The following is a 12850-nucleotide window of genomic DNA, read 5'->3' as shown; positions in this document are numbered from 1 at the left end:
TCTCGCTGTTCGTCTCATCTTCACCTGCATGGTGATGTCCGGCAAGTCAGAAGTCTGTTGCATATTCCACCCGCGCCCTCGTTCCAGACCAGTCATCCGCCTGCGTGTTGACTGCGACAACCTGCACACAGCCGCTCCGGCGCTTGCATTTCACCGTCTTTCATTCTCTTCTCACAGGAGCGCATCATGCAGAAAAATGGTTTTACCCGAAAAGTATTGCAGTCAGCCATCGGGCTGATCTGCGCAAGCGCCGCCGGCACCAGTATGGCGGCTGAACTGAATCAGTACGTCAGTGTGTATGGCTTTATCAATGGTCAGATTGAATCCGTTGAAGCAAAAGGCGGTGCCACACCGTATGAACGTCGCGGCCGGATTTCTGACGGCAATTCGCGCATTGGTTTCACCGGCAAAGTAGCCATCAATGAAGATTTAAAAGGCATCTGGCAAATTGAAGGTGGCCTGAACAATTTCGAACAGGGCGGCACCAATGACAATGGGCAGACCGCCACGCTGGAGTCCCGCAATACCTTTGTCGGAATCGACAGCCAGCGTTTCGGACGTCTGGTCATAGGTAACAGCGACTCCGTCTACCGCAGTCTGGTCGGTTCCGGTGGTGCACTGGGTGGTAATCTGGGGATGACCGTTCACGGTGTGGACGGATTCAATAACAGTTCTGCACAATTATCCGGTAACCAGGACAGCATTTTCAGCCGCGGTGAGTCGCGCATGAAAAACTCGGTGCACTATTTGTCGCCGGAACTGTATGGCATTCAGGCCGGCGCCTCCTACGGCTTTGATGAAGCCCGTGTCAGCCGTAGTGACCGCAGCCGCTTTTCCCTGGCTGCACGCTATAAATGGGAAGGTCTGAGTATTGGTGTCGGCTACGATCGCCAGAGCAATACCGGCATCGACACCACACAATTGCAACGCGGTTTTGGTGTGATTCTGAATGCGCAGGATGGCAACGCCACGACATACACCAAACTGGTCGCCAGCTATGCATTACCTACTGGCACCACGCTGGGCGCAGGCTACGAAACAGCCCGCTTCGGTATTTCCCAGTTCAATAATCCGAGTGCCTCCAGTATTTACACAGGCAATACGGACAATACGCTGAAACAAAATGCGTTTGTTCTGACCGTCGCACAAGACTTCGGACAAGCCAGCGTTCTGGCCGGCTACGGCAAACTCGGTGGTCTCAAAGGTGTGCGTCAGTTTACAGAAAGCGATTTCGAGGCAAAACAGGTTTCGCTGATGTTGCGTTACAAGCTGAACGACATGCTGACGCCGTATGTGTATTTCACAAAAATCACGAATAACGCTCAGGCAAGTATCAACCTCGGACAATCCCCGCTGAAGAGTAACAATCTGGGTACTTCGTCCGCATTCCTCGCACCGGGTGACAGCCCCCGCGCTATCGGCGTTGGCATGCTGGCCCGATTCTGATGCCGGATGAAGGAGACAATCATCATGATGAAAAAACAAAGCTTTGTATTACCGATTGCAACCGTCAGCACGCTGGCAACAACCCTGATTCTGAGCGCATGCGGAGGCGGCGGTGGTGGCAGCGACAGTACTGCGGTCAGCTATTCGCCGGGTGAAGTATTTAAAGTCGGCACAACAACGTTTGATCCGGCTCTGCCGCCTGAACCGACTTTGCCTACCGATGCGCAAGTCTGTGCAACGCTGGAAGCAAGCCCGAATCTGGTGCGTCGCCCGGATGGTTCTCTGCCACCGGAAGCTGACCCTTCAAAACCGGGTGTCGGCATTGCAGCTGATCCGGCTGTCGTTAACCCGGATCAGGCGCGTATTCAGGCTGCACTGGACGCCTGTGGTGCCGCAGTCGATAAAGAAGTCGGCGCTGCCATTGCAGCAGCCGATGCAGCTGCCGTTGCTCAGCAACAGGCTGCCGCCGTTCCGAATAAAAATATCGCCGGTGTGTCCGGTGAAGAACTGGCAAAACCACAATACCGTGGCAGCAAATTTGCCGTACGTCTGGTCGTCAACAGCAAAGGCGTGGGTGACAGTTTTATCACCGGCCCGCTGACCCTGCCCTCCGGCGTGACGTTGTGGATCGACAAAGGTGTGACGATGTACGCGAGCCGCGATGTCAAAGCATACTCACCGAATCTGGCCGGTCCGTACTGTGCTAATACCGCAGTCAGCTCCACCAAAGCCGGTAGTTCCGGCAACTGTCTTGCACTGATCAACGGTAATAATCTGATCAACTCTGCGGTTGTCGGTGACGGCGCTATTGACAGCCGTGGCTATGCAGAAATTGTGACGACCGATAAGCTGTATCCGCTAATGAAAGTCGACCTGACCTGCTCCAACACCTATGTGGCATATGCAAAAGGTCAACAGGCAGCCGATGGTACCGCTTGTGACAACGGCGGCACACTGGTGAATTCCAAAACCACTGCCCGCAACATGACCTGGTGGGATCTGGCTTACCTCGGCAACATGGTGCAGAACGGTTCTACCGGTTCCGGCTCGCAATCGAATTTCCGCATGATGGTATTCAACTATGCGAAAAACCTGACCCTGTATCGTGTAACGCTGAACAACAGCGCCAACTTCCACGTTGTACCAAGTGGTGTTGATGGCCTGACTGTCTGGGGTGTGAAGGTACAGACACCGTCGCTGGCTGCATTTGCGAATCCTGCAGGTAATGGTAATCCGCTGTACACAGGTGATACCTATACCAAGGACAATGTCAAAAACACGGATGCATTTGACCCGGGTGCAGCTTCCAGTCCGACCATCGTTGCGCTGACTACCGGTAAATCCACCACTTCATCAGCAAAAATCGCATTCGACGGTTATCTGAAAAACTTCGTGTTCGCCTACAACTATGTCAGTACAGGTGATGACGATGTCGCGATGAAGGGTTCCAATAACCCGAGTCCGGCAGGCAGTAATCTTCCGGCCATTGACGGCAACCGCGATGTACGCAGTGACCGCAAATACGGCATGGTGATTGCGCATAACCATATTTACTGGGGACACGGTATTTCTGTCGGTAGCGAAACGAATGCCGGTGTGACCAATATGGAAGTGTACGACAACTCCTTCATGCATTCCGAAGAAGGCTTGCGTATCAAATCGGATTACGCGCGCGGCGGCGAAGTCAGCAATATCAATTACAAAAATATTTGTATTCGTGATGCGGACAACGCCTTGCTGTTCACCACTTACTACAGCACACGTCCGTTACCGGCCACTGGTCCGCGCGTACCGAACTTCCATGATATCCGTATGGAAAACGTTCGTATCTTCGGCGATACCGCAGTCAAGCTGCAAGGCTTTCAGGCAAATACCGGTGGTCTTAATCTGCCAGCGTTCCCGCTGGTTATGACCATGACGAATGTTGTCGCTGAAAATCCGTCAAATGTACGCATTACGGCATCTGATGCACAGCTGACGATTAAAGGCGTGAACCTGCCGGTACTTGCCTCTGCAGAAAATCGCGTTACGGTCAACGGCGTTGCAACCTGGGCAGTCGATGCCGACAAAGTACTGGATTGCAGTAAGGCATTCGTCGATTTTCCTGCTATCGGCCAGTCGAATATTTTCGGCTCCGGATGGGACAAATAAGCCTTTTTAACCGGAAGACAGATCCGTCTCTTTCAAAGCGAAAAGAACGGATCTGATACCACGGGAGTGCGCGGATATCTGCATCCGCTCACTCCCTGTTTTCACAATTGCGTAGCCGTCTTCCGGCAATCCTCACTTCCTGATCAACATGAATATTTTCAGAAAATTATTGCTGTTAGTCGGAGCCGCTGCGCTTGCGATTGCCACCGTTGGTGGTGTCGGGCTTTCTTCTCTGTACAGCGTACTGATGAAAGACCGTCAGTACCAGATCGAAACTATGCTGTATATGGGTGAAAATCTGGTCAGACATTATTATCAGTTAGAACAAAAAGGCGAGCTCAGTCGTGAAGCAGCTCAAAAGCAGGCAAAGGCCGCCTTATCCCAGCTTCGTCACGGTGTCAGCTATTACTGGGTACGGTTGCCGGATGGCTTAAACCTGGTACATCCGGATGCGAAAAAAATCGGCACCATTGCACAGGGGCAAACGATGGATGGCAAGCCGGATGCACAGGCTTACCGCGAAGCCTTACGCGATGCGCACATCGCGCTGGTCACCATGCAATCCCGTCGCCCCGACGGATCACTGGCCCCCAAACTGAACGGGCTGGTGGAATTCACGCCTTGGAACTGGTGGATAGGTACCGGTTTCTTCAGTGATGATATTCAGGAAACCTATTGGAATGCTGCCAGCATTCTGCTGGCAATCTTTGTCATCGGGCTGGGTATTCTGGTCACTGCCGGCTGGAGCATTATCCGCTCTATTCTCGCCACCCTTGGTGGTGAGCCTGCCTACGCAACCGCGATCACTCAGCGTATTTCAGACAATGATTTGTCCGGTGCAATTGAAGTCAGCCCGAAATATCAGAACAGCTTGCTGCGTTATATGCAGATCATGCAAAGCCATCTGGCGGAAACAGTCAGCCGTATCCGTACCAGCTCCGAACAAATTGCAACGGCATCGACACAGATCGCTGCGGGCAATCTGGATTTATCGTCGCGTACGGAAGAACAGGCCAGCGCACTGGAAGAAACTTCTGCGACACTGCATGAACTGGAGCAGACAGTGCGCCTGAACATGGAACATGCCCGTCACGCCAACAATCTGACACGTGAAGCGACCATACTGGCAAGTCAGGGCGGTGAAGTGATGAGTAACATGCTGAACACCATGGAAACAATTACGCAGTCTGCACGTGCTGTGGTGGATATCGTCAGCATGATCGACGGTATCGCGTTTCAGACCAATATCCTGGCACTGAATGCCGCTGTTGAAGCTGCGCGTGCCGGAGAACAGGGGCGCGGATTCGCTGTCGTTGCATCAGAAGTCCGCAGCCTTGCGCAACGCTGCGCATCTGCAGCGAAAGAAATTAAGGTTCTGATTGATGCGTCACAACAGCAGGTGGAAGCGGGTAATCAACTGGCGCAGGAAGCCGGTACGTCCATTCACCGCATTGTCGACGGCTTTGGCAAAGTCGCCTCTATCATGCAGGAAATCACCGCAGCCAGTGAAGAACAACACACTGGTATTACACAAATCGGCGAAGCCATTCGCCAGATGGACAGTGTGACGCAACAAAATGCAGCACTGGTGGAAGAAGCTGCCGCAGCTGCAGACAGTCTGCAGTTACAGGCTTCCGGTCTTGCAACCCTGGTACGCGAATTCACCTTACCGGATGACGCTGCAAAAGAAGCGACCGTTTCAGTCAGCCGTATTCATCCGGCCCGACCAGTCAAACGTATGACCGCCATTCGCTGATCAGACAAAGCATAAGCTCTGGGCGGCCATTTCTTCAAAATGAAATGGCTGTTGAGCCGGTACCGGAAATCCGGCACCGGCTCTTTTTTTAACCGGAGAATTGTCCGTTCAGGACTTTTCCGCCAATGCGGACATCAGTCAGTTGTAAATCCCTGACGTTATACAAATACACGGGATTTGACGATGCTACCGGCGTACCGAAATCGCAATCACGTATCGTGACTCTTTGTACCGCAGGTACTGGCGGAACAGGCGCAGGGCCATTGTAATCGGATGCGACCGGGCCAAGAATCACGATGGCCTGATAACACGAGTACTGCCCTTTTCCGGTATCCACATTACCGACGCGAATACCGGAAATATGTATATCTTCGACGACCGGCGGACGAATCCTCACGTTGTCGCTGACGGGTGTGTAATCACAGTCAAAGGTCACGACCGCACCTGCAGCTGTCGCAACGGTTTTTGACTGTATCGGCGAACCCGGCAAAGAGGTATAGAACGACGGACTGGTTTGCACACCATTCGGAATACGGACATCCTGCACATAGAAATGGCGCAAAAAGCCGCCCCGGTTCAGATTGGTTTTTAAGCGAATCGCCGTATTCAGCGGATTCGTTTTCCAGTGTATGTTTTCAAACAGCAGGTGGCGCGCATACACATGCTGAATACCGCCAGCCATTTCACTACCCAGCGTCACTGCACCGTGTCCACTTTGCATAGTGCAATGCTGAATGACGATATTCTGTGATGGACCGTACTGGGTATCACGGTTTTTACCAGCCTTAATGGCAATACAATCATCACCGGAATCAAAGGTACACTCTTCCACCAGCACATAATTACAGGCTTCCGGATCAAATCCGTCGCTGTTAGGGCCGTGGCTTTTGGCATGCACTTTACGGATAACCACATCCGTACAGGCGACAGGATGATGCTGCCAGAACGGCGTATCTCTGACCTCGTAACCCTCAAGCAATACTTTGCGGCAGCCAATCAGTTGTATCATCGGTGGCCGCAAAAAATGTCCTTTCCCGAAAACTCTTTTCTCCAGCGGTACGCCGGCTTCCGACAATGCAGGCAAATAGTTGGCATCAGCCCGCCATTTATCTCCCTGTCCCTGTATTAACTGACGCATTGCTTCGCCGAGCGATGGTGCCAGTTGTGTCAGTGACTCTGCATTCAGCGGATTCACAGCGTTTTCAGACGGCTTACCTGCCTTGTAATTCGGAACCGAATTCTGCCCGACTGCATTAATGGTTTTCAGTTTGCCTTTCCATGTCCACCAGCAATCACCGGCATCATTAAATGCAACGCCACCCTGACCATGCAAGACTGCTGTCCAGTCTTCACCTGTCAGCGCAATATTGTCCTGATTACGGGCGTACACCATCGGTGAGTAATTCAGACAATCATTGCTTTGCCAGCGAGAAATCGTCAGACGCCCGTTCTCACCGCAATCCACTTCACCGTGACGGGCATAGTCTTCCGGTCTGTGACTGAAATAAACATGCGCACCGGCTTGCAAATGCACATGCACATTTGAGAGCAGCACAATAGGGCCAGCGCAAAACCAGTTTCCGGCCGGAATCACGACACGTCCGCCACCTTCACGGTGACAGGTTTCAATTGCAGTACGAATCGCGGCATAGCAATCCGGCGCATTATCGTCGGGGGTTTCGGTGAGTGCCTGTTCCTCAAATGAAATCCAGGCAGTCACTTTCCTTAAATTGCAAGTGCGCGCACCGTACGCAGTAATCAGATAATCCTTCTTCCGAAACTGCAGTGGCTGCCTTAAGCGTGCAACGATATCATCAGCCTGCTGCCATGGGTTCTGCGTTGCGGCTAACGCAGATTTCATGAGTCCTCCTTCCAGCCCCAGTCCGAGTCCCGCAATAGATAATCCCTGCAATAATCTCCGGCGTGCCATTTGCGGCGGTAGCGGATGTACAGAATGCGTTCGCGATGATTTCATGGTTTTTCCTTTTTCATTGTTGCCGGGATAGCAGATGGCTCACCTGCGATATTATGAAATTCACCGAGAATGATGCCGTCAGGTAAAGGGAGGCTGTAGCCAAGGTCACGCACAGGATCAATACCGGCTGTACGTAAATTGGCAAAATATTCGGCAATCGTCGTTTGCGCAGGACGATATGGCAGCGTTCCGCGTTTATTCCAGTCTGACCATGGCGTCACCGGTTGAATATGCGGCCCGATTTCCGAGTTCATCACCACCATTTTCCCCACGGTTTCGAGCGTCGCACGGGTAATGCTGCCAGCGGGACTGTTGAACTGATTGACGTTGCCGATAACACAGCGATATCCATCCAGCGGCACCCGGTCATACGGCGTACATTTCTGATTGCTGAACCACTGTCTGGCCAGATAAAAGCGGCCTGCTCTTGCATTCACGCTGTGATCGCTGGTGAAACGACTCTGGTTGAATACAAAACCATAGCGCGTCATCAGATTAGTATTCGGTGCAACTGCATACGAGGTGGTTCGGGTACCGACTGAGCGGATTTCGCTTTCGAGAAAATAGGCTGTCGCATCGCCAAAGATGTAGTCCACGTCCCCCTCTATCAGACTGCGATAAAAAAAGTTACGCGCCGTTTTTCCGTCAGTGCCTGCACGCATATACAAGGTGTCCTGCAAGCCAAGCAACTGAACCTGCTCAAACTGCGCACGATCAACACCGTCTGTCATCAGTGCCAGAGCCTGATGGTGAACCATATTCATCTTGGCAAATACCCCCTCACCTTCACAGGCAGCGCCCTGACAACCGGGCTTATATGCAGTGCCGTCACGGTTATAACTGTTCTCTACCGTGATATCACGCATCTGAAAGGCCTGACTTTTTACCCAGAGTACCGGCGTGCCAAAAGTACCGATGACCGGCCTCCGTCTGACACTGTCCACCATTGCCAGAACAGCTGCCGGTGCATCCTGAAACTGTGCATCGTAAAGCGCAGCAAACTGTTCGCCGGTCATTGCGGCTTCCGGTGCAGAGCGCAGACGGGTTTGCTGACTGCCGTGTCCCGTCACGGTCACAGGTAGCGGCGTCTCCGGTAAATAAGCAAGGCCTTCGTAAACACCGGGTTCAATTTCGATATACAAGCGCTTGCGCACAGGATCGGATGCAGCCTGCTGTGGTTTTTGCGAATCCAGAATCAGACGATTAAATGCGTCCTGCAAATGCCGGAAAACTTTTACGCCATCCGGCTTGCGCGTCTGGCTCACAATATAGTCTGGTACAAACTGACCCACCTTAGCAATCGGATCAGCCAGCGGATTCCAGGGATCAGCAATCTCTTTGCCCGGCAATCCGGCAAATCCAAGCACATTCTCCATCGAGTAATATGCCGCCTGCTCGGGGTTTAGCTGAGGTCGCCGTACACCGGCATCAGAATTCGGATATTCTGCGAACGCAACTTTACAAGCTGTGGTCGCCGAAAGATCACCACCCGGTTGCAAAGCGAACTGGCTATTCAGATCACTGTCATCAGCTTCCAGACTGACATGCTGTGCTGTGATGGTGCTGTTACCAGACAGCTTCAGTGTTTTTGCTTTGACGCGCATCACATGGTCAGCATCCAGTCCGCGGAAAATCAGTTTTCCCGGGGTCAGCACAAAGACTTTATCAAGCTGAATATTCTGATACAGCGGGAGTGCATTTCCCTGTGCACGCTTACCGTAAAAACTGTCGAAGTCTAGCGGGGCTTTACTGTTGCGAACACAAATCTGTTCATACTTCACCTGTTCAACCAAACCACCACGTGACACATCACTCTTAATCCGCAAGCCGGAAGTCGCACCATCGATTGATAAATTTCTGACCAGAATATTGCGTACACCACCATTCGTTTCGCTACCGATGGACATTCCGTGACCGCTGTAAAAATGATTATCGGTAATGCTGATGTTTTCCGTTAGTCCCTGATTGCCGGCTTTGATCGCCACATTGTCATCGCCCGTGCGGATGTAACTTCGTGTCAGGGTGATATTGCGCGAAGATACAGGATCAAAACCATCGGTATTACGCGCATCCGACGGCGTATCAATATGAATTCCCCAGGCGGTTAAACCGTCAGTGCGCGTGATAGTGACATGAAAATTAGCTGAATTTTTCAGCCAGATCCGGTGCAGCGCGATATCTTCAGATTGCTGAATTTCGATCAGACGCGGTACGTTCTGATGTTTGTCCTCGCGCTGTGCGCGGCGGGCAAGTTCCCACCAGCTTTCCGAAGAACCGAGCATTTTTCTGCCGCCCTGCCCGTCAATCACACCATCACCATAAATACCTGCATGTGCTGATTTTTCCATCAGAATAAACGGAAAACATCCGCGCCCTTTTTCATCATTGCTGCCGCAGCTTCCGGTACCACGGTCAAAATCTGCAGGAAAACGTGAGGCAAATAAGGTTACGCCGCCATCTATCAGCAAAGATACGCCGGGCTTGAGGCGTAAAGCCCCCGCCAGAAATGCGCGGTTATTTCCGGCGGCAGTCAGCCTGACTGCCTGACCGGCGCTGCACTGATCAATTGCTGCTTGCAGACGCTGCGTATCCGGTGCATTACCTTGTTGAACATTGACCTGCTCATGATTCAGTTTTGCGCCAATCCACTGGCAAACCGGCGGTACAACCGGCTCTTTCACCTGACGGCTGTCTTGTGCCTGAACAGTCAGACACTGAAGAAGCAGTAAGAAGGCAGCCGCAGGACTGGCATATAATCGTTTCTTCATTTCTCGCCTTTCTGTATCAGTGAAGATGCCAGCGACGGTCTGATGCTGACCAGTTCACGTACAACCATCCCCGAAAACAATTCCGCACCTTTCACGCCAACATGTGTGCGGTCAAATGCACTTTTTGGTGCCCCCTGCGGTTCCGTGGCCGCATTTCCGCCTGCAGGCGTTACCAAAACCGGTTTGGGTACCATTGCCAGCGTATCCGCTTCATCCTGTCCCATCTGGCTCAGTAGCTGGTGACTGTGCATATTCAAGTCAATCAGCGCGACTTTTTCCTGCGCTGCAACGGCAATCATGGAAAGCGCCCAGGGGCGTAAATCATTTGGCAATATCCCGTCTTTAAAAGTGCGGCGTGCAAGTGGTGTGACCAGCACAATGTCTCCACCGACGGCGCGTACATCACGAATGTATCCCTGCAAATTGACCGGATACTCCGTTTGCAGATCAGTCGAACGTCCCGGCTTACCCGGCTGATCATTGTGGCCAAATTGCAGAAGTACGATGCCTTGCTGCCCTGCGGGTAAAGCCTTGAGCGTTTTCATCACCTGTTCCCAGGAGCCTTCGGCGCGGTAACTGCCTGAACTGCGACCACCTTTTGCAAGGTTCAGACAAGACACAGGCAAGCTGAACTGTGCGCACAGCGCATTACCATATCCGCTGTTAGAAGCCATCGTGGAGTCACCAACCAGAATCAGTGTCTGCGATTGCGCACTGACTGGCGTCGTAATGTTTGCTGCACTCTGACAGGCACTCAGTAACATCAGCGCCGGAATCAAACTGCACCAGCCGGAAAGCCGGTTAAAAAATCTGATTTGCATAGCGTATATCCGAAAAAAGAGCCTCGCGAAGGAGGCTCGAACTCACCGTGAGAAAATCTTAAGCAGAGAGGGTTTTGTTGTGAACGGTATTACCGATACGGACATTTTTCAGTGTCAGATCGCGTACGTTATACAAATACAGCGGCTGCTCACTATTGACCGGATTACCCAGATTGCAATCAGAAATCGTGATATTTTTCACCGGAACAATATGCGGTGGCGGGCTGGCGGGGCCGTTGTAATCACTGGCAACCGGGCCAAGAATCACAATTGCCTGATAGCAGGAGAATTGCCCTTTTCCGGTATCCACGTTCCCAACCTGCACATTCGAAATATGCACGTCCTGAACAACCGGCGGCCTTGTTCTGACATTGTCATTTACCGGATCATAGCCGCAGTCGATCGTGATAATCCCACCGGCAGAGGTTGCCACAGATTTGTTCGGAATCAGCGATCCGGGCAGGGTTGAATAAAATGCCGGTGTGGTGCGGATACCATTCGGAATCTGAATATTCCGGATATGTAAATTTTTCAGATAACCGCCGCGGCTCATATTGGATTTAAGGCGAATGGCAATATTCAGCGGATCTGTTTTCCAGTGACTGTTTTCGAATACCAGATTCTGCGCAAACACATTTTCGATTCCGCCGGACATAATGCTGCCAAAGGTCATCGCGCCGTGACCGCTGTGCATCTTACAATTCTGAACCACGATGTTTTTTGACGGGCCATACTGAATGTCAGGGCCTTTACCGGAGTCAACCGCAATACAATCGTCACCGGTATCAAAGGTTGAATCTTCGATCAGCACGTATTCACAGGATTCAGGATCAAAGCCGTCGCTGTTCGGACCAATACTGTTCGCGTAAATACCTTTCACATGCACATTCCGGCAACCCACCGGATTGTGCTGCCAGAACGGCGAATTGGTCAGCTGGTAGCCCTGAAACAGGACATTGGTGCAATTAATGACCTGCACCATATGCGGCCTCAGAAAATGGCCAATGCCGAATACACGCTTATTCGCAGGTACACCGGCTTCTGCCAGCGCACGCAGATAATTTGAATCGCGGCGCCATTTATCGCCTTCTCCCTGAATGAAGCGGATTTTTTCTTCACTGAGATGCGGTGCAACTTCAGCCAGCGACGCAGGATTCAGCGGATTCAGTGAAACTTCAGTTTCACCTTTCTGATGTCTGACCCAGTTACCGCCACCGGGCGCGATATCACCGGCAGAGCTTGGTTTTTCACGGCCTTTCCACGACCACCAGCAGTACTCACTGCCGGGGAAATTCACACCTGCCTGTCCGTCCAGAATCGCTGTCCAGTCATCACCGGTCAATGCGATATTGCGCTGACCAATCGCGTAAATCATCGAGGAGTAATTCAGGCAATCATTTCCTTCCCAGCGTGTCATCGCCAGTTTTCCACGCGGACCGCAATCGAATTCACCATACTTCGCGTAATCTTCGGGCCGGTTACTGAAGTAGACATGGGCACCCGCCTGTAAATGCACGTTCACATTCGACAGTAAAACAATCGGCCCGGCGCAAAACCAGTTGCCAGCGGGAATCAGTACACGTCCGCCACCGGCTTTATTGCATGCTTCGATCGCTGCACGAATCGCCGGATAGCAATCATGTGCGCCATCCACCGGCGTTTCCAGCGTTTTACGGTCAACAAAAGAAACCCATGCTTCAACAGGTTTCACCTCGCAGGCTTTTGCGCCATAGCCGGTAATCGGAAAATCTTCTTTGCGAAAACGGATTGGACGTGCAAAGCGGTCGATAATTGTCTGCGCTTGCTTCCACGGGTCAGCTTTCAGCGTGCTGGCAGCGCTGGCTGCCTGCATTCCCGCTCCCACCCATAAGCCTGCTGCAGATGCCGCCTGAATCAGGGTACGGCGTTTCGGATTCATCAGTTCATTCATATC

The 12850-nt window shown here is 52.1% G+C and carries 7 protein-coding genes; 3 read left to right on the top strand and 4 right to left on the bottom strand.

What is annotated here, in order from left to right:
* The first annotated feature begins 186 nt into the window (after positions 1–186).
* The 3 genes from KDM89_RS06410 (at position 187) to KDM89_RS06400 (ending at position 5353) form a co-directional block, all read left to right on the top strand.
* Positions 187–1446, top strand: coding sequence for a porin (locus KDM89_RS06410; RefSeq protein WP_212687106.1), 1260 nt, complete (start codon positions 187–189; stop codon positions 1444–1446).
* A 27-nt stretch (positions 1447–1473) separates the two neighbouring features.
* Positions 1474–3597, top strand: coding sequence for a glycoside hydrolase family 28 protein (locus KDM89_RS06405; protein WP_438947506.1), 2124 nt, complete (start codon positions 1474–1476; stop codon positions 3595–3597).
* Between the two features lie 148 nt (positions 3598–3745).
* Positions 3746–5353, top strand: a complete 1608-nt coding sequence (locus KDM89_RS06400; RefSeq protein WP_212687104.1) for a methyl-accepting chemotaxis protein — start codon at positions 3746–3748, stop codon at positions 5351–5353.
* Positions 5354–5441: 88 nt separating this feature from the next.
* Here KDM89_RS06400 and KDM89_RS06395 read toward each other — a convergent pair whose 3' ends face one another.
* From KDM89_RS06395 to KDM89_RS06380, 4 genes are read right to left on the bottom strand one after another with little or no spacing between them, the layout of a single operon-like run.
* Entirely contained in the window at positions 5442–7328 is a 1887-nt protein-coding gene (locus tag KDM89_RS06395; RefSeq protein ID WP_230427701.1) for a glycoside hydrolase family 28 protein, read from the bottom strand.
* Entirely contained in the window at positions 7325–10096 is a 2772-nt protein-coding gene (locus tag KDM89_RS06390) for a pectinesterase family protein (protein WP_212687103.1), read from the bottom strand. The genes KDM89_RS06395 and KDM89_RS06390 overlap by 4 nt, the downstream gene beginning before the upstream one ends.
* Entirely contained in the window at positions 10093–10917 is an 825-nt protein-coding gene (locus KDM89_RS06385) for a rhamnogalacturonan acetylesterase (protein ID WP_212687102.1), read from the bottom strand. The genes KDM89_RS06390 and KDM89_RS06385 overlap by 4 nt, the downstream gene beginning before the upstream one ends.
* A 58-nt stretch (positions 10918–10975) precedes the next feature.
* Positions 10976–12847, bottom strand: coding sequence for a glycoside hydrolase family 28 protein (locus tag KDM89_RS06380; RefSeq protein ID WP_212687101.1), 1872 nt, complete (start codon positions 12845–12847; stop codon positions 10976–10978).
* Between the last annotated feature and the right edge of the window lie 3 nt (positions 12848–12850).

This window comes from Cognatundibacterium luofuense, from assembly GCF_018139685.1.
Lineage (GTDB): Bacteria > Pseudomonadota > Gammaproteobacteria > Burkholderiales > Burkholderiaceae_D > Undibacterium > Undibacterium luofuense.
The sequence above is the reverse complement of the archived record's forward strand: the minus strand, read 5'-3'. Positions and strand labels throughout refer to the sequence as shown.